Source organism: Symbiopectobacterium purcellii, from assembly GCF_019797845.1.
Lineage (GTDB): Bacteria > Pseudomonadota > Gammaproteobacteria > Enterobacterales > Enterobacteriaceae > Symbiopectobacterium > Symbiopectobacterium purcellii.
In genome coordinates, this window is sequence record NZ_CP081864.1 from 2,358,351 (window position 1) to 2,377,174 (window position 18,824).

Annotated in this window: 15 protein-coding genes, 1 tRNA gene and 5 pseudogenes; 9 read left to right on the forward strand and 12 right to left on the reverse strand. The window is 45.0% G+C overall.

The window, feature by feature from the left end:
* Positions 1–23: 23 nt before the first annotated feature.
* Positions 24–560: pseudogene (locus K6K13_RS10930) on the reverse strand (NAD(P)H-binding protein); the annotation flags it as partial.
* 485 nt (positions 561–1,045) lie between these two features.
* Between K6K13_RS10930 and K6K13_RS10935 the strand changes: the two are divergent.
* Both K6K13_RS10935 and K6K13_RS10940 read left to right on the forward strand, forming a co-directional pair.
* On the forward strand, positions 1,046–2,071 hold the full coding sequence (locus K6K13_RS10935) for a DUF3472 domain-containing protein (RefSeq protein WP_222160798.1): 1,026 nt from the start codon (positions 1,046–1,048) through the stop codon (positions 2,069–2,071).
* Positions 2,072–2,523: 452 nt separating this feature from the next.
* Complete coding sequence (locus tag K6K13_RS10940) at positions 2,524–3,000, forward strand: hypothetical protein (RefSeq protein ID WP_222160799.1); 477 nt, start codon at positions 2,524–2,526, stop codon at positions 2,998–3,000.
* A gap of 303 nt (positions 3,001–3,303) precedes the next feature.
* Here K6K13_RS10940 and K6K13_RS10945 read toward each other — a convergent pair whose 3' ends face one another.
* On the reverse strand, positions 3,304–3,711 hold the full coding sequence (locus K6K13_RS10945) for a hypothetical protein (protein WP_252120474.1): 408 nt from the start codon (positions 3,709–3,711) through the stop codon (positions 3,304–3,306).
* A gap of 342 nt (positions 3,712–4,053) precedes the next feature.
* Positions 4,054–4,884: pseudogene (locus tag K6K13_RS10950) on the reverse strand (IS3 family transposase).
* Between the two features lie 249 nt (positions 4,885–5,133).
* Here K6K13_RS10950 and K6K13_RS10955 point away from each other — a divergent pair.
* Positions 5,134–5,478, forward strand: coding sequence for a hypothetical protein (locus K6K13_RS10955; RefSeq protein WP_222160801.1), 345 nt, complete (start codon positions 5,134–5,136; stop codon positions 5,476–5,478).
* A gap of 218 nt (positions 5,479–5,696) precedes the next feature.
* Here K6K13_RS10955 and K6K13_RS10960 read toward each other — a convergent pair whose 3' ends face one another.
* Entirely contained in the window at positions 5,697–6,182 is a 486-nt protein-coding gene (locus K6K13_RS10960) for a hypothetical protein (RefSeq protein WP_222160802.1), read from the reverse strand.
* A gap of 48 nt (positions 6,183–6,230) precedes the next feature.
* On the opposite strand from K6K13_RS10960, the pseudogene K6K13_RS10965 reads away from it, so the two are divergent.
* The 4 genes and pseudogenes from K6K13_RS10965 (at position 6,231) to K6K13_RS10980 (ending at position 8,903) form a co-directional block, all read left to right on the forward strand.
* A pseudogene (locus K6K13_RS10965) lies at positions 6,231–7,328 on the forward strand (IS3 family transposase).
* On the forward strand, positions 7,319–7,477 hold the full coding sequence (locus K6K13_RS10970; protein ID WP_222160803.1) for a hypothetical protein: 159 nt from the start codon (positions 7,319–7,321) through the stop codon (positions 7,475–7,477). Before K6K13_RS10965 ends, K6K13_RS10970 begins: the two are co-directional and overlap by 10 nt.
* Before the next feature lie 56 nt (positions 7,478–7,533).
* The gene (locus K6K13_RS10975) at positions 7,534–7,770 is read left to right on the forward strand and encodes an excisionase (protein ID WP_222160804.1); all 237 of its coding nucleotides are present in this window, start codon (positions 7,534–7,536) and stop codon (positions 7,768–7,770) included.
* Positions 7,760–8,903 (forward strand): annotated as a pseudogene (locus K6K13_RS10980) (phage integrase Arm DNA-binding domain-containing protein). The gene K6K13_RS10975 and the pseudogene K6K13_RS10980 overlap by 11 nt, the downstream one beginning before the upstream one ends.
* A 101-nt stretch (positions 8,904–9,004) precedes the next feature.
* Here K6K13_RS10980 and K6K13_RS10985 read toward each other — a convergent pair.
* A pseudogene (locus K6K13_RS10985) lies at positions 9,005–9,172 on the reverse strand (NADP-dependent isocitrate dehydrogenase); the annotation flags it as partial.
* Here K6K13_RS10985 and K6K13_RS10990 point away from each other — a divergent pair.
* Positions 9,152–9,366: transfer RNA gene (locus K6K13_RS10990), tRNA-Pro, on the forward strand. The pseudogene K6K13_RS10985 and the gene K6K13_RS10990 sit on opposite strands and share 21 nt — an antisense overlap.
* Before the next feature lie 302 nt (positions 9,367–9,668).
* On the opposite strand, the gene K6K13_RS10995 is transcribed toward K6K13_RS10990, so the two are convergent.
* Positions 9,669–10,664, reverse strand: a complete 996-nt coding sequence (locus K6K13_RS10995; protein ID WP_252120509.1) for an EpsG family protein — start codon at positions 10,662–10,664, stop codon at positions 9,669–9,671.
* Between the two features lie 179 nt (positions 10,665–10,843).
* Positions 10,844–12,622 (reverse strand): phage head-binding domain-containing protein, encoded by a 1,779-nt coding sequence (locus tag K6K13_RS23210; protein ID WP_252120475.1) that lies wholly within the window; start codon positions 12,620–12,622, stop codon positions 10,844–10,846.
* A 149-nt stretch (positions 12,623–12,771) separates the two neighbouring features.
* On the opposite strand from K6K13_RS23210, the gene K6K13_RS11005 reads away from it, so the two are divergent.
* Entirely contained in the window at positions 12,772–13,023 is a 252-nt protein-coding gene (locus K6K13_RS11005; protein WP_222160806.1) for an Arc family DNA-binding protein, read from the forward strand.
* Positions 13,024–13,327: 304 nt separating this feature from the next.
* Here the strand turns inward: K6K13_RS11005 and K6K13_RS11010 are convergent, their stop codons facing one another.
* The 5 genes from K6K13_RS11010 to K6K13_RS11030 form a co-directional block, all read right to left on the reverse strand.
* Positions 13,328–13,813: a hypothetical protein gene (locus tag K6K13_RS11010; RefSeq protein ID WP_222160807.1), complete on the reverse strand. Its 486-nt coding sequence runs from the start codon at positions 13,811–13,813 to the stop codon at positions 13,328–13,330.
* Positions 13,814–14,434: 621 nt separating this feature from the next.
* Complete coding sequence (locus tag K6K13_RS11015; RefSeq protein ID WP_222160808.1) at positions 14,435–16,552, reverse strand: P22-gp16 family phage DNA ejection protein; 2,118 nt, start codon at positions 16,550–16,552, stop codon at positions 14,435–14,437.
* A complete protein-coding gene (locus K6K13_RS11020; protein ID WP_222160809.1) occupies positions 16,552–17,781 on the reverse strand; it encodes a phage DNA ejection protein in 1,230 nt (409 codons plus the stop codon). The genes K6K13_RS11015 and K6K13_RS11020 overlap by 1 nt, the downstream gene beginning before the upstream one ends.
* Complete coding sequence (locus K6K13_RS11025; RefSeq protein ID WP_222160810.1) at positions 17,781–18,443, reverse strand: P22-gp17 family phage DNA ejection protein; 663 nt, start codon at positions 18,441–18,443, stop codon at positions 17,781–17,783. Before K6K13_RS11025 ends, K6K13_RS11020 begins: the two co-directional genes overlap by 1 nt.
* On the reverse strand, positions 18,427–18,819 hold the full coding sequence (locus tag K6K13_RS11030) for a hypothetical protein (RefSeq protein ID WP_222160811.1): 393 nt from the start codon (positions 18,817–18,819) through the stop codon (positions 18,427–18,429). The genes K6K13_RS11025 and K6K13_RS11030 overlap by 17 nt, the downstream gene beginning before the upstream one ends.
* Positions 18,820–18,824: the final 5 nt, after the last annotated feature.

Genomic DNA, 18,824 nt, shown 5'->3' on the forward strand with positions numbered 1-18,824 from the left:
GCATGACTGGTCGTTATTCTCTTTTATTTAAAATCAACCATCATCTGTTGCGGTATAGATAAATGACGAGTGCTATTCACACACAAGCCAATGTAATCAGTAAACCTTGGTGGTTTTGGCATACCTAAACTTAATAATTTATGATTATCAAAGCGGACATTTAACTCGGCAAATTGGCCATATAGATACATGGCTTTGAGCATAATCCGTTCATTACAGGGACCAAAGATTTTCTTCAAGTCTCGACGCATTGTTAACAATACATCATAACTGACCTTAGCGTATTTATCGCCAACTGGCTGCCGCTGCATAGCATCAGCGATTGCATTATCAATTTCTTTGAACTGCACACAATGTTCTTCCCCCGCGGATATATGAACAATCTCTCCATTAGGCAGGTCGCTGTTAAGGAGCATAATGATGGCTTCAGCGCAATAATCCACCGGGATAACATCAATGCGATCTTTCATTGAACACATGAATCGCTGTAACATCAATCCCATACTGAAAACCCAGAAAATACTGCTGGACGGTTTGCAACCGTATTTGGTGTGCCCAACATCCATCACATTCGGTGTAGAACTATTGTGGGCTAGCATATTTTTCCCGTTCCTTTACAGCGCGAACATACGTTACTGTGTAGTATCAAACACTTTAACGATCTGATCTTTTGAAATAATGCATTTCTCACGCCGCATATTCAGAACATCAATGCTCATAAAGCGCAACGTATTCATCTTGATAAGTTATTCTCTGACAATGGTCATTTGGTTAATCCTTTAGTTTAAAAGTTGTATACCTCTAGCATTGTTGTAATCACTACGGATAATTCTTATTTAACAGGAAATGGTTCATTCATTGAATGTTTTGTTATTATATAAAACACACAGAAACCCTTGTAGTTATATATGAATGAATAGCCCATCAATCATAATTCACAATGATATGATTTAATTAACAAAGCCGAAAAATGAAAGTATTAAAATCATTGTTTTTTATAAATTAAACCCCGCAATAAACCAACGTTAATTAAGGAGTAAACCACATGCAGTATAGCATTAGAAAAATGTCATTAGCGCCCATTCTTTTTTTGATCAGTCAGTCCAGTTATGCTGTTCTCGCCGGAGGGATTGTTGCAGTTGAACATACATGGCCCACAAATTCAGAATTTAATAAATTATCTTTCTTCCAGAAGATAAGCACCGATGGAGGGAGAAATTCCAATTACTACTGGGCGAATCAGTTTTATTTTAAGCGAGGAGATTCAGGGTATATTGGCTTACAAAATAGAGGCAAAGGAACTCATGCTTTTAATGACTCCATTTGGAATGCAAAAGGGTGGAAAACCGGTAATTGTGGTTACTTCAACCATGAAGGTTCAGGAGTACAATGCCAGATAATCGTGCCATGGAAAACTGGGCATCAATACAAATTAGATGTTTCAAAAAAAGGGAGTCTAGTTACAGGGGTTATCACAGATATGATGGATGGTACAGCGATAACTGTTGGTGTTATCGAAGTTCCAGAAACATTTGGTAAGCTATACTCATCTTCAGGTTTTGTTGAAGAATATTCACAAGGGGATGATCAACTTTCTTCCTGTTATGTGATGGGAACCCAGAGCTCAACGTTTTTAAATCCAATAGGAGATGATACAACGACAGCACGACAGAGTACGACTACCTATGGCAACTGTAATGATCCTTATGTCGTTCAAGCAGCATGCAATGACCAGGCTTGCATTAATAACGTAAGCGATCTTGGCGCTATTGCTTCTCCTGATGCACCAACAGTAGCGATTGTTAATAACAACGATTTAACTGCCAAGTCCATCTCTAACGAATTAAGCAAAGCCAATCTGGTTGTTATTCACTCCAAGGATGGGGCTTGGGCACCTAATGTTTATTTCCCATCCCCTATAACCTTTAAGTGGAAATCAATATTTGTGAATCACAATGCGACTAATAGTTCATATTTTCAAATAAATGGCACCGCTAAAAAAATTGATAAGGGAGGGCTGAATATGTATATTTCAGATGGTAATCGCTGGAACATCATCAATCAAAGATAAAAATCAAAACAACAATCCAGGTAATGTTTTACATGGGCATTCAAAAAATACAATAACTAAACAACATCGAAATAAACCAAGGGTTTTTATGATTAATACTGTCATTAGACACACTTACATTTTTAAAAGTCAGCGTTATTTAACAGGCCTAGTTAATTCACTCCATGTCTTCCCCAACGTATTGCTGCGGTCTTGGTTTTCATAAAAGACATTGTGTTTATGTATATATGAAAAATGAACAATGTATATATAAAAAATTTCGAAACATCACCAAGGTTAAAAACTTTTCATAATTAAAAAAAGCAAAGGAGTTATATATAATTACATTAAAAAACTTTAAAATACCAGGAACCTTACCAAAAGATTCACAGCATGAACTTTGGAACCTTCAGCGTCAACTTGACAAGTACGCACAGAGTATTTTTGGCCCTAGAAATTCAAAGAAGAAATTATTGGCACCAGAATTTAACGCTGATCCAGCAGAAGGTCCACATGTTTCTAATACGGTTGATTTGGATGGTGGGTATGCTAGCTTAAGCACCATTGCATCAACTTCTTGGTATGCAACTGTATATGAATTAGCTCATGAAACTATCCATCTCTTGGATCCGCGCCCTGCTCCACCTTTTGCCAAAGGTTCTAACTGGTTTGAAGAGGGTATCGCCGTTGAGTTTGCTTTGCATTGTACAGAAATCGTTTTCGGCGAACGCCCTGCGATTAACTCACCGACCTATGAGACAGCGTGGAATCTCACTAAAAAAATTGTTGAAGCAAAATTTTTCAATGACTGTAAGAATATCCGTCTAGAATGTGGTCATTTTGCTGACGCCAGTTTTCATGTGATAAAAAAATATGCCCCAAAATGCGATAGTCGCGTCATTATCGAGTTAATCAAACGTTTCGACAACACTCCTATACAAAATCTATAAATCTAACTAACGTTAAAGATAAACACATGCTTTATAATAAGCGTTGCCTATGCAACGCTTTATTTTTCTTGCCAACCAAACTTTTGGCTTCAAAAACCTTTTTTTATACGGATATCCAACCTTTTCAGCCGAACCTCTTGCTGTTTTTTCAGTTTACTCTACATTGCTTTCATCTCGATCTGTAAGCGCTACCATCTGACCTATTGGAAAGACAATGAACGAATTAACTACCCTTACAGTTAAACCATTTTTAGCTCTGAAATAAAAAAGCACAACGTAGAAGCTAAGCTCTTTAAAAAAACACTACGGATTTAATTTATCGAGCGTGTCTTGCATAGCATTTTTTGCATTATTATTTGTGAGCTGGGCTTTGTTAATCTGCCCCGTTGCCATTTGGGTCTCAATCCACATATCTGCCCAAACTCTCACGTCTTTATCTTGCTTACCTATTGTAAAAAGAATTTTCTGCACTGGTGTTGTTGAATGAGCGTTACCTATCATTGCCTGAACAAGAATACCCGCAGCATCCGTTCTCTCTTTACCACAAGTCACAGACGAGTCATTAGAATCATAGACCATCATTCCATTTTGATTACAGTATCCAATCAAAACATCTTTTACTGACTCTTTTGTTTTATTTTTATAAATCCCTTCAGGCTTTCCTGATTGTGTTACTTTTTTTAGGGGTTGTTGTGTAACACAACCATTCAAAAAACAAATTACCAATAGCAAAAAAAAATATTTTTTTCATGTTGTTATCCCTAAGTAGTCACTTAGGGAACATCCTAGCACCAGCAACTGAAAGGGTCCACAATGGATGTCTAAATATCACAAGACACAAAGCCAGAATGTTACTTATGAGGGACGTATTGTTGCATCAAGGTGAAAAAATCCGTTCAAACATTGCAGAAATGCTTCCTTGTACTTTGCCAATTGACGCAAACCTTATCGAGTCTGCGACAGATCAATACAGTCCCATTTCACCGAGTGGTGGCGTCGGAGAAAATCGCAGATAGCTATCGCCACTTCAACCTTTGAATCGCTGCGGGTAATCTAGACACGGTCGAGTCGTTGGTAATACTGCTGTTCATATTCATTCGGTGACACCTGATTGCTCGAACCATGACGGCGTCTGCTGTTATAAAACATTTCGATGTAATCAAAAATATCGCTTCGGGCCTCCTGCCGTGTTCCGTAGATCTTTTTGTTTATTCGCTCACGTTTGAGAAACTGGAAAAGACGTTCGGCAACGGCATTATAGTGCATTCAGCACGATATCCTTCGTCATTCTGGCCTGCATCGACCAGCCAATGATTTTACGGGAAAACAGGTCGACCACCACCACAAGTTATAACCAGCCTTCATGCGCCCTGATATACGTTATATCTGTCACCCAGCGCTCATCCGGTGCCATCGGGTTAAATTGTCTCTGGAGCTTGTTGGGTGTCACAATGCTTGCTTCACCTTTGTACGATCTTGGCCTGCGATAACCGACTTGAGCCTTTATTCCAGCACCATGCATCAGGCGCCAGACTCGGTTCGCCCCACATTTTTCACCCGTAGCGCACAAATCCAGGTGGATTTTGCGATAGCCATATACACATCAAGATTCAAGCCAAAACGGCTTAATCAGCCCGGTCAGCTTATGGTCTGTGTGGTATCTATCACCGTGAATGGGGCTGCTGAAGCCAGGCATAGAAACTACTCGGATGAACATCCAAAACACGGCAGAGCAAACGAACCGGATAATCACGACTGTTGTCACGGATAAAGACTGTGAGTGGTGATTTCAAGGCGTGTTGCCGCGCTTGAAACAGAATGACTACGATCAACAACCTGTTTCGCTTCAATTTTAAACTCGTCGGGGTAACGTTTACCGCTCATTGGCACCTCTTTTTTAAGTCAATTTAAATGACTCTGAGGTGTCTAACAAACCCATAGCGATTCATAACTCATGAAACGTTATTGACTAAAAATAATTGGTTTACCCTTTGTTTCTGTTTTGAAAACAGACATCCAGATACCATTTGGTGCTATGAACAAGACACTGGTAGATTAACTCACCATGGACATATCAGTCACATCAATCCAATTCGTTGCATTTGCCCAAGGCTCTTGCCACAAGGAGCGCTAATGAAATCAGCCTTAGCAATGGCACTGGTTTTATCCGGGTGCGCTGCCACAAGCCTATCCAGCCAGCAGATATCTGCATACAGCAATGACGATCTGTGTAAAACACTAGGCACATACAATAGTAACGGACACACAGTGCTTCGCATAACCGAAGAGATAAACAAACGGGGTGTGGGCATTGATCAAGAGCGGTGTTACGTTCTTTCACGAATAGAGATGAAGCGCGATGGTAACATCCTTAATACTGATAATAATTTTCTAAATAATAAGTTTTGGCCTCATGATTTGGAACAGCAACAGCGCTTATCGAGAGATATAGAGCGGTATTTGGAAAATTCACATTGAGAGTTTTTCCAACTACATCAATAAGTAAAAATATTAACTTCATTATCAATCAGCCCCTGATAAAGAATCTAGGTACAGAATAAAACTAAGTAGGCTTACATTCCTCGCAACATCCAGACAGAATTCAAACTGTTATGCCATATGGCAAAAATGGCCTAGGGGCCTACAAAATAATAGGCTATGTGTTTGAAATGCAGAAGTACCGAATTAATAATTACTTAGTTATAAATTTGTGGGCGCCCCATGATCCCAGCCCGACAGCCGCAGCACCGGCAACAGCCCACCCTATTACATGCCAGGCGCTCACTTAGCGACACGCTCATTGCTGAGACGCGGCGACCTGCTCTGCTACCTGGCTGCGTGCCATTGTCAGTTTTTTGCATATCGTCTAGATTGGAATTGTTCGGATCGGTATCAATAGCGGTAAAGGCTTTCTGGAATGACGAACTGTTCATCAGTTCATTGAACGACAGCGCGTTAATCTCGTCGTGCATATCGATGCCGCCCTGGCCTTGCGCCGTGCTTGCCATGGTGCCCACAAAGGCCGTTTTACCTGCGACCGCTGCCGCACGATCAGCAGTTTCTTTCGCCAGTTTGTGGGCAGCCGCTTCTGGCATCGATTTACTCAGGCGGTTGAAAGTTGCCTGTTCAGCCATTTCACGCGCAGCAGTGGTGTAAGTATCCCGGTAAACCGAACCATTCACTTTTAGAGATCTTCCGACATACTGATTATGTCCTCTGAGGAGATCGCCATGCGTAAAGCCCGATTCACCGAACACCAGATCATTGCCGTTCTGAAGTCCGTCGAAGCCGGACGTACCGTTAAGGATGTCTGTCGTGAAGCCGGTATTTCTGAAGCCAGCTATTACAACTGGAAAGCGAAGTTTGGCGGTATGGAAACGTCTGATATCAAGAAGATGAAAGACCTGGAGGATGAAAATCGGCGATTAAAACAGATGTTTGCTGATCTCAGCCTTGAATGCCGGGCACTGAAAGACGTTATCGAAAAAAAGCTTTAAAACCAGCGATAAAGCGGGAGCTCGTCAGCTATCTGACGGCACAATTTGCCATGAGCATCCGCCAGGCCTGCAGGACATTATCGCTGAGCAGGACGGTGTATTTTTACCAGCCAGATACCCGGCGCGATGAACCGGTGATCCAGTTGCTGACTGAGCTGGCAGAGCGCTACCCGCGATACGGTTTTAAGAAGTTGTTCCAGTTGCTGCGCAGGCAGGGTAACACCTGGAACCATAAACGCGTTCACCGGATTTATTGCCTGCTGAAACTGAATTTTCGCCGCAAGGCCGGTACGTAACCCGGCGCCACTGGTGACACCTGAGGCACTTAACCAGAGCTGGTCGATAGACTTTATGCATGATGCGCTGGTCTGCGGCAGGCGTTTCCGGACTTTCAATGTGGTGGATGACTTTAACCGCGAAGCCCTCGCAATAGAAATTGATCTGAATATCCCGGCGCAGCGGGTGGTCAGAGTGCTGGACAGGATAGTGGCGAACCGGGGGTATCCGCTGAAACTGAGGATGGACAACGGCCCGGAACTGGTCTCACTGACACTTGCGCAGTGGGCTGAAGAACATGGTGTGGCACTGGAATTTATCAAGCCGGGTAAGCCGACGCAGAATGCGTTTATCGAACGTTTTAACAGGACGTACCGGACAGAAATACTGGATTTTTACCTGTTCAGAACACTGAATGAAGCACGGGAAATTACGGCACGCTGGCTGAATGAATACAACAGCGAGCGTCCCCATGAATCCCTGAATAACCTGACGCCGGAAGAATACCGGCTGATGGCTGAAAAACCGGAACTCTCAAAAAGTGCGTGGAACTAAAACAGGTGTGCTTACAAAGGAAGCTCTCAAGCAAAGAGATCGGGCCAGGCGAGATACGTGACTATATCGACTGGTATGGACGTGGCTGGGTGATTCTGGAAGAAACACCCGCCAATAACAATGTGTACATCAAGGCACATAACTACTAAATCACAGAAGCACGCCAAAATGCAGCCAGGCTCTGGTTAATCTGTGTGGAGGAACTATGTCACGCATGATCTCTTTAACTGAATGGGCACAGGCAGAGTTCGGTCAAATGACCCCCAGTGAGCGGCTCCTCAAGAAATATGCCAAAGGGAAAATGATCGCACCACCAGCAGTTAGGGTTGGTCGGCTATGGATGGTAGACCGTGAGGCTCGGTTCGTTGGGATTTTAGCCGAGCCGCAATTACCCACCAATGCTAACCCAAAATTAAAACGGATCATCACTGATGGCCGCTAGACCGCGATCATACAAAATCGATATCCCTAATCTGTATTGCAAATTGGATAAGCAGACGGGGAATGTTTATTGGCAGTATAAGCATCCACTGACAGGGAGGTTTCATAGTTTAGGCACTGATGAGGTCGAAGCGAAACAGGTCGCCCCCGAAGCCAACACGATAATTGCAGAACAACGGACACGCCAAATACTGAGCGTCAACGAACGCATTGCCCGGATGAAAAATATCCGCGCCGGCATCACTGTGACGGAACGGATCGATAAATATATCGAGGTGCAGCAAGAACGCCTCGAGCACGGTGAATTAAAGCCCAATTCGCTCAAACAGAAAAAACAAACCGCTACGTCCCTTCCGCGAACATTGTGGCATGCAATACCTCAACGATATTACTGCTGTAGATATCGCGGAAATAATCGACTCAGTAAAAAATGATGGCCATAGCCGCATGGCCCAGGTCGTTAGAATGGTCCTGATCGATGTATTCAAAGAGGCTCAACACTCTGGCCATGTTCCTCCTGGTCAGAATCCGGCACTGGCCACCAGGCAGCCGAGAAATAAGATCACACGGCAACGGCTATCTCTAGACGAATGGAAAGTCATTTTTGATACCAGCATGAAGCAGCGCCCCAACTTGCAGTGCGGAATGCTATCGGCAATCGTCACAGGTCAACGCCTTGGGGATATCTGCAATATGAAATTCGCCGATATCTGGGATGACATGCTGAATGTGGAACAGGAAAAAACCGGCTCTCGCCTGGCAATCCCCCTATCCATTCGCTGTGATGCTCTCGATATATCCTTACGAAATGTCGTGGCCAAATGCCGGGATGCAGTGATCAGCAAATACCTGGTGCATTTTAGACATGCTACGTCTCAGGCCCCCCGAGGGGGACAAGTCTCAACCAAAACACTGACTTCTGCGTTCAAAAAAGCACGAGACAAAAGCGGGTTGAAATGGGATCCAGGAACTGAACCAACCTTCCACGAACAGCGCTCTCTTTCAGAAAGGCTCTACCGCGAGCAAGGGATCGATACTCAGAAATTACAGGGCCATAGGTCAAAAGAAATGACAGACAAATATAACGATGACCGCGGTAAGGACCGGGTGATTATCAGCAACAAAATAGTTTAATTCATAAACAGTTTTGGGGAAAAGTTTTGGGGAAAGGTTTTTGGCGCAAAAAATAAGGGGCCAGAGCTGGCCCCCATTGTTAATCCACGCTTAACAGCGGATTACATATTATCAATGATGTCCTGAGCAAACTCGCTACATTTCCGCAGCTTAGCGCCTTCCAGCTGACGTTCGAAATCGTAGGTCACGGTCTTGTTCTTGATTGCGCCTTCCATACCCTTAACAATCAGGTCGGCCGCTTCGAACCAGTGCATGTGGCGCAGCAGTAGATAAAAATGATTTTTGTATCAGATTGATTTATATGAAAATATTTTATGTTTTACATCGAATAACGTGCAAAATTTTTCCCTTCTAACCCACTGTTTTTACGAAAGATATTTTCCATTTTGGAGAACGCTTTTTTATGCTGCGCACTGTCATGGGGTGTCAGGGGTCGGAGGTTCAAATCCTCTCGTGCCGACCAAATAATCCCAAGAAAACCAACCTGTTAAGGTTGGTTTTTTTTCGTCTGGAATTTGTCGATGGTAAAACAATGGTAAAATGATGGTAAAACCCTAACGGGATTCACTTCATTTTATAGGCTAAAATCTGCGGATATTGCGTTCTGTCCGAGATCGGCCATAAATTCAGTATTCGGTGTATCTACCGTGATAAGCCATCCTTGGCATTCGCACCGCACCTTAAGTCGCGCCAGCGTCGAGAGTGGGCGCGCTTGCGTTGACAGATCAGCGCTGAGCTGACAACCAAATTCCTGAGAGCCACGCGCTACACAAAAAGTGAGATAGAGTAATTTGTTAGAAAATCACGCACGCCATTGGTTGTGGCAAAGTAAAGCGTGGCAAAGTAAAGAGCAATACCAAAACATATCACCCCGATAGATTGTACAAGTCTTAGTTTTACGTTACTCACCAAGGTGCTTGAAAAAAGTATATAAGCAGATGGGAATAGGAAATAAATTATTCTCACAATGTATTCACCAAATGGCATTAGCAGAGCGTAAGCGCATGAAAAAACGAAATACACATTTAGGAGAAATACATTTAGTTTTTTTCTTTCTTTTAAAGAGAATATGTAAAAATAGAAAAACAACGCAATAACAACATATCCAATCTTCCTGCCGGAATCAATAAATCTTTCTCCATCGATATAAGCTCCGTACACCCCAACATACTTAGACGCCAACAAAACATAACCAGATGATGCGAAAGCAACGCCAATAAAAATCAAATAAACCACTAATGGATATACCCTTTTTGATAAAAATCCATATAGCAGGAATATCGGAAGAAAGAAAATAGCCGAGTAATGACACATAAGCGACAGAACAAAGAACAACCAAAATTTTAATTTTCTTCCATAAAGGAAATGAACTAGTGCAATACAGAAAAATCCTATAGCCAAGAATTGCCTGACGTATCCAAATGATGTTAAAAATGATAGAGGTAGCACGCAGAACAGAAAAAATGAGAACTGTGGCCTGTCTGATAATTCCTTGCAGAAATAATACACTGAATAAATATAAATAATAGATGTTATTAAGAAAAAAACCCAAGACTCACCAAAATATGACGATATTTCAATTAACGCTTTAGATATAGGCTCAAGCTTGTCATATGGGAAAGTGCCCTTGATCATGTCTTGATAGGTAAAAAAGTCATTACCAGCATCGTATCTGAATCCAGAAAAAACCATGGTTACAAATACAGCCCAGCGGAAAAAAAATCCTGATGCTTCCTTGTAATACACCGACAAAAGAAGCATCAAGGACACTGCTGCTAAAAAAATCGAGTAATATATCACCTTAACTCCAGGCGCTAGATCCAAGTGAGCGCATTAGAGCATATGGAAGCATTTTCTTCAATGTCAAAAATATTAATCCATTGATAGTTATAGACAAGTGATGCTGAAAACACACTGCGCCCCACAGGGAAAGTTTTTTATTAGTAGTCAAACTTGCTCAGTTGCAGGTTGCAACCCGCTACAGTAACTGGGTTATCTGTTGTGATGCAGAGGTTGAAGTTAATAAATCCCGCTGTAAGCGATGGGAATCCGTACCATGTCGTAGTGCCGGATGTTGCATACAGCCGGTTTGACGTGAGTAACGCGTGCAATGGAACACGGATCAGCCCAGTGGCTGGGATTGTGAATGTTTCGCTTAAAGCCTGGTTGCCAGACGCGTTTGATATACCAAATCCAATGCGCACATTGGCGGCTGTCGCCGAGTGATTTCTAATAAAGACATCACCAAGAAGCGTCAGTGGCAGCCTATCTGTGCTGCGGAAATATACCCTCTTTGTAGCGACATCAACGAGCGTTCCAGCGCTAATTACCCTTTCATTTTGGAACATGAATATGTTCGATGTCATTGTAATTGGCGTGTCATCAGGATGAGACAGGTGATATGGTCTCCACAAGAGTGAAAACTGTGAAATATCCTGTCTATCAGTACCGTATGTTGACCCTATGTAGTTATTGCGGGATGTTATTGCGCTATCGACTGAAACAAATCCACTGTTGATAGCGGGAAAATTCCGCGATCCGACATCATTGCTAAAGCCCTTGATGAGGATCGATTGCGAGTGAAGGCCAGGGTAAGCAAAATCCCATACATTTCCCTTCACTATGTTTCGCGCTCCGTAAATCTGTATTACATCAACAGAGTTAGCGTCGGTCTGATAATCAATGTCGTAGGTATTTCCGGAAGCTTCTATTTTCTCATCAACACCGTGATTATAGTTCTGCTGTATTAGCCCACGCCTGCACTGCCAAACAACAATCCTGATGTGGTTATTGTTTATATAAGTCGGATCCGTTTCCGTTCCATTTCTGGTCATTATTTCTTCATAAGCCGTACCCATGCCACGAATTACCGTATCAATATCAACGTCGGAAATAATCCCAGATGCATTTGTGGCGGCATCCGTTGAGGCATCCATCACAATTCCGCGCCCTAATTTGTACTCACTTTGTATGTTTACCTTTATTTTGGGGCGCTCACTAACAGCAAGAATGAATGATGGTCTGCTTGACCCGACCACGGAAACAACGTCCATTATTTCATTGGTACAGGTTAGATTAGGCGCGTACAACTCTGCGCCGCGGCTTACAAGTATCTTTGTCCCTGTCCCCTTTACAGTAACGATGTGCTGCCCAACAAGAGGGACTATCGTTAACTTTTTATAAGGTGGGATGGTTATTGGTCCAGTTATAGCGCTGACTCTCAGCAGAATATTGTTATGCACAGCAAAAAGCGCAGATAGCTCACTCTCAGAAAAAGCGATGACATCAAAATAAAGAGCATTGATGTACTCTTGTAGGTTAACACCGGAGCTTGTTCCTACCTGACCCGCCCCATCCTCCTGAGCCAGCGCAGTGCTCAACTGATCCGGGTCATACTTCAGCACGTTCGGGAAATAGAATTGCTGCACGTTGTAGGCGTCGTAAATCGCCATCGAGTGGCCTTGCACGGTCACAAACTTGGCAATCTGCCCGTTGTATACCGGATAGCCGCCAGCGTTGATAACGATGGGTTGGGCTACAGGAACGTGGCTGCCGTCCTCATTTTCCAAGTACACCTGAATCTGATTGCTTGGGATGGTCGGATCGGTGTCAATCTGGCCGATGTAGATTTTACCGTTGGCGTTGGCCTTGAAAGAACGTGCGAGCGTGAAGAGTTGACTAGGTTGGCTTACGACAACATTGGGTGTGATATCCGCCATTATTTTCTCCGGGCGTGAGTAGTCCCCACAGAGCAGGTCTGCGGTAATTGGTTTTTGATAAATTAATAACGAGCCTAAATGGTACTATTGTGAATACATACAGGTGCCAATATGATGCCGATCCACCCTTTTAGGTGAGGTATCATTTTATGGTTAGGGATGAAATACAGTTCCACTTGCGATTGCCGCCAGAATTACATGCAAAAATAAAGCAGAAAGCCAAGATGAATAGGCGTTCTATCAACACTGAGATTGTCGCTACGATGGCGGAATCCCTCGCTCAACCGTCGCCAATACTAGGCTATCGTGACGAGGCTGAGCGACTAGCAAGTATGCAAGCGGAAGAGTTCAAGAAAATTGTTTTTGAGACACTTAAAGCTATGTATGGGGATAAGAAATAGCCCCGGAGATGGGGTTATGGTTTACGGTCTATCTCTTTGTGGGTTCCAACCCTGCGCAATACAGCCACATCCCCGTTTAGCTCAAAGCTAAGCTTGTGGCTGTGATTTGCTGTGATATGGATGGTATAAATGGGAGGTTTATTGTTTCCTTGCAACTTTTCTAGCCGTAATCGCTTAGGTTGCGGGTCAATGATCAGGCTTTCAAGGGATAAGCGCAGCGAATCCTTGATATCGTCGGTTAATTTTTTATAACTGTTTTTGAATGAAGAATACCGACCAAGGTCTATTGACCTTATTGACACCCTCATAAGAAAGATAACGCTTTACGTAAATCATCAACATTATTGACGACCAATGGCTCACCTTTTGGCCCAGCATCGACGTTATGCTCCAGGATGGCCCATTTCAAAGCCTCTTGCTGATCAAAAAGTCCTTTTGTGACTTCCTTGGCTTTTGCCAGATCTTTACGAAGATGATCGTTTTTATCGCACCAAGCGGAAGCATCCAAATCTGTTTGGGTGAAATACTCGTACAACTCTCGCAGTTGTTCCTGCCCGTTCTCTATGCGAGGCAAAGAATCTTCGCTTATCACTTCTGGAATGGATGCGATCTCATCTATGACCCATTCCCCGTACTCAATGCATGCTGTGAAACCGCTTATCACTTCTGACAAGTAATTTTCCATGTCATCAATCGCTCTCAATACGGGTAAAGGGCGAGCGCGCTCAGCCACCTCTACGCAACTAGCATAGAAGTTAATTCTTCCGTCAATATTATTACTGGCTCGCATGATATCCTCCTTTGAACGCATGGTTCATTATCAAGTCTACTTGACATGATATCATCGCGCAATCACGGTTCTATCACGAAAGGTGATTTACCTTCATGATCTCCCCTGCATGCATGCTATCCTGACTAAAAAGGAGGTTGGGATGAATGAGTCTACATCTGCTGAAATTTATCGAGATCTTAAAAAAGTAATAAAAAAGACATTTTTAATTCTTTTGTGTCTGTTTTTGTTATTTCCCATATTCATTGGGTTGTACTATGGCAATGATTTTTATCAAAAAAATAAAAAATAAAATGAGCTACTAAAAAAAGCTTTACCATTTGCCTCCACTCATAAGCCATGGGTATATGAGAGGTCTGATTTTGAAGCTAGGTCAAACCTTGAGTTATGGTTTATAGGAGACACTGATAAGCATGCCATAATCAAGGTCAACGGCTCTTATTCTGTGTATTCTACCGATTCATCAAATGGTTATATAAACTTTTATCATCGGGCTGGTTCTGTGTGCGAATACGCCTCAGCATCTTATGATGAAAAAAAGATACGCAGTGTAACGTGTGACAGTAGGCAGTATAACGATGGGCCTTGGAACGTGGTTAATTAGCCATCCTTGGCTACATGCTACTCGTAATTACCGTTAATCCCGCTTATCGTAGCGACGATGCCCGCCCTTGATAAGCGGTTAAACTCTTCACTTCCCACCGCATCCCTGATGGCTTTCACGGCGATTTTGTTAGAAAGAAAACGCCGTTCTGCTGCTGCAAGTGATTGCTCGGATGCGCCAGATCTAACCGCTCGTGTCGCTTCCTGTATGGCTTTCTCGATGGCGTATCTCCCGCTTCTAGTACTGGATAACTTGGCAACAGTACCCTTTATCGCGGCACCGGCAACAGCACCAGCGGCAGCCCCAACAACGCCGCCACCGACCCCACCAACTACCGCACCAGAAGTTGAATTACCAATCGCGTTAAGTACGGTTTCTGTGATTTTCGGTAATCCAGAATTTAGCGTGTCAAGGACGTCTGACGTTCTTCCTGTTCTTTCAATGTACTGCTGTGGCTTGATGGCTGCGCGTGCCAGGGTTCCATATGCATTAGAAATGCGTCCCAACTCCTTAGAATACCGTCCAATTGCCGCTGAATTTTGTGGCGTAAGGATTGTTGCTACATGCTGAATACCGGCAACATCAGCCTTGCCACCTCTAACGCCATGAGATAGAGCGTCTTGGAGAATTGAGGCCACAGCGACAACCCTCTCAGATTCTGGCAACGCAGAGATCATCGAATGAAATCCGCCTTGACCATTGAGTCCTTTTGCAGAAGATGATTGAAGCGCTTTTACTCCATTCGTAATAAGGGCGTCAGTAGCCAAATCACGACCGAAAATTGATTCAGCGCTGGATTGCGCTGCAAATCGCGCCTTTGATAAATCATTGGCGGCAGACCAGCTTTCTAAGAAACCACCGCTTTCAGCCATAACGCGCATATCATCAGTAATGGCTGATCTCATTTCTCCTGCTCGTCTTGCCGCGTTTGCCTCTCCAGTTCTGATGTACTTCTGTTCGGCATCAGCAAATTTCGCACGCCACGCTTTCATCCCGTCAAAAGTAACTCCTGAACGGTTATTTGCTGCCTCAAGCTGTTTCATCTCAGGGGTAAGCGGGACTCCTGCTGACTTCTCACCCTGCACGACAGCATTAGCATTGCTAAGCCTCATCCTTTGCTGTGGCATTGTTGATCTAACCTCATCCCATGCCGCACGCTCAGCGGATTTCATTTCATCAAGATTTGAAATTACGCGGCTTTTTATTGCGGCGCTTTTTTCAGAGGCATTACCAGCGGCGGCGCCGAATTCGTCCAAGTTTCGGTTTAATTTTGATGCTATCTCGTTAAAGGCCAAAAAATGAGCGTCCTGTGTTACTCCCGGCGTTGATGCGAGCGCACCTTCCGCATGTGCTACGCCGCGACTTCCTGACCTCATGCCGGGAGTTAAGGTACTAACATCTACACCTGCTGTCTCGGCGGCTTTAGCCACGTCATCACTAACAATGGAAGCCTGATTCGCAATAGCTTCACGACCAGAAGCAGATCGGGCCAATTGAGAAACGTCATTAGCGGTGTTTATTGCTCCTGCTGATGGGTTAGCAGCCTCACCCCCCCTGATAAGTTGGCGAGCACCGCGATACAATGCAGGTGCGCCCATCAGAGCGGTGTTGATCGCCATTTCCTCTGTGGCGTTCTCAGCAAAATCACCCGGCTGATTACCTGCGTTTGCTACAGAACCAATCATTGCTCCACGAACTGCACCCGCGCCGGGAACAAGGTACGTCCCGATTGCTTCGCCTGCCTGCGCCCATGGGTCAGTTGGCCTATCTACGGGCCGATAGACTGGGTCGAGAACATTGCCAAGACCGACCGCGCTAGTACCAGCATTAATCAGGTTTGCGCCGCCTTGAAGGATGTCGAATGGTATGTTCACCAACCCCCTAGCCGCCTGCTCAGCGTTATCCGATATTGATGGTGATGGTGATGCTGGTTGCGCTTGCTGTTCTTGTGCTCGCTGAACTTCAAGAGCAGAAGGATAGGTAGAATAAAATTGATCTCTCGCACCTGCCCAATTATCACCAGCGCGTGGCGCCACCACTTCGTCAAAGTATTGTGCTTGGGCTTCTGTCTGCTGCTGAGGGGATAGGGATTGATACTGAGGGGAAGCTATTACATCCTTCCAAGCCTTTGCCATTAGTCACCCCATAGTGAAGAAAATCCCGCCTGCGATTGAGGCTGGCCTGATTGCTGTTGCGCGCTTTGCGCCGGAATATCCTTGCCATACTTCTGCTGTAGCCGTTTCTGCGCCATTTGCGTTGTATCGATGATTGCCTTTATCGATGCGCGAGCTGATTTTTCAGATTGGCTTGCAGAGAGGTTGCCAATGGCGTCCATAACCTTCTGCCCCTCAGCGTTACTCAATGCACCCATTCCTCGCATCTGCTGAATACCAGACATGAATCCTTGAGACTTGAGGGTGTCTACTAAAGCGCTGGTATCTGCGGCATCCGTCCCGGGGATCCATCTGTTCGTACCCGGCATTAGGTTAACGCCGAAATACCCGGTAAATCCGGGGCTGTTTAGCACCTTATTTGCCGTATCAATAGTGCGTGACATCGTATCCATGCTTGTATTGTATGCATCAGCTTTGTCCGTCTTTGCTTGCTCAAGCTCTCGCTGCGTTGTCGCCCGCTTATCCTGCAAAACGCCAAGCTGCACCTGATTTGTTTCTCTTGCGATCTGGCGATCAAGCGCCTTGTCTTGCAGTTCCAGTTTGCGCACATTAACGTTTTGCTGTGCAATACCGATGTTCGCCCATTGCGCCGCCTCACCAGCCCGGTTACTGCGCTCAGTCTCCGCAAGTCTAGCCTGATCGATAACTCGCCCTTGCTGCTTATCCCTTACCTCAAACTGGTCTTTCGCGCCAAGCGTGCCGAGTTTTACGGTGCCAATGAAGTTATTGAACTGTTCAGGCGACTGAGCCCACATCTGCATCAGTTGCTGCGGCGTCGCTCCTTTCTGCTGGATGACTCCAGCGTGACGAACGAGAGCATTCGCCACCGCCTCGGGCCCAAGCGATGACGCCTGCTGTAAGGCGTTAACCGCCTTCTCTGTCGCGTCAACATCCTGCGCATTCTTAAACCCAAGCTGAGCTTGAATGTTTTTAAGCTGAGATGGGTATTTGATAGCGAGCGCCTGCAACTTAGCGGGGTCATTCATTGCGCCGGGAAGTGCCTGGCGCAATTCATTCTGCTCTCTTAATTGCCGCTGCATCTCGACGTTTTTCATTTGTTCGCCGATAACCTGCTGCTGACCGAGCCGGTTTTGCGTTTCTTGCAATGCTTCTGCACGAAAATCTGGAATCATTCCGTAGTAGTTAACTGGAGCGCCTAGCCCCTGCAAGCCGCCAAATTGAGTAGCCATTAGAACAGCCCTCCCATCATTCCGCCGAACATGCCGCCAAAGCTGTTTATGTCACTGGCCGCGCCATTGTTGATGCTGCTATTTGCGCTGGCGGCTACCTGCCACGGCAACGCCGCTTTACCGGCTTTAATCTGCCCCATCTGCTGTTGCAGACTCGCCATGGTATTTCCCTGACCCACGGCAAAGTTACCCAACGCGTTAGCAGACTGAGCACCCATGTTAGAAAGTCCCATAAGCTGGTTGTACATCGTTTGTTGCTGATCGGTCATGTCAGCAAGATAGTTTTGACCAAGTGTCGGAGCGATGGATGACAGCATGTTTCCTGTGGCCGTTGAACCAAGTCCGCCAGTTGCCTCGGCTGCATTTAGGCCCTGATAACGAGCCTGATTAGCCATCATTGAGTACTCAGGGCTTTTGAAATATTGAGTAAGAAGCGCATTGCGGTCGATAGGCTTACCCGCCAACCCTTGCAGGCCGGTAAGTGCAGATGCCCCAGCCTCTTCATAGGGTGACATCCATTCTACAGCACTGTTGTATCCCTGCTGAGATGCTGCGATGGCGCGGTCTTGGGCCTTTACTTGCTGTTTTGCCGCCTTGTTTGCACCAATGCCGCCGAGAACACTGCTGACTGCACCACCAATGCCACTAACAATCCCGCCCATGATATTCTCCCGGCTCGCGCCACATAATAAAAAAGGCGCTTTCGCGCCCGTCGATAGTCTTTAACGTTTCTGTTGTTCGCTCACCGAATCCCATTCGTGCGGCGTAGTTGCACACTCGCGGCCTGTCGGTAAGGATGATTGCGCGGAGCTTCCAGTGACCGACGACAGCAAGAATTGCAGCACCAGCATCCCGGCACTCACGCCAGCGCGATTTATCCATAGCCATGTGGATGTCTAGGAATCCATCCTGAGGAACCAGGGCGAACACGCAGCACTCACCCCACAATGCATATTCAGCGCCCGGATCAATCCAATCACTTACACCCCACAGGCGCATTAATCCCTGCCCGGTGAGAGCATCAATTTGTGTGAGCATGGGAT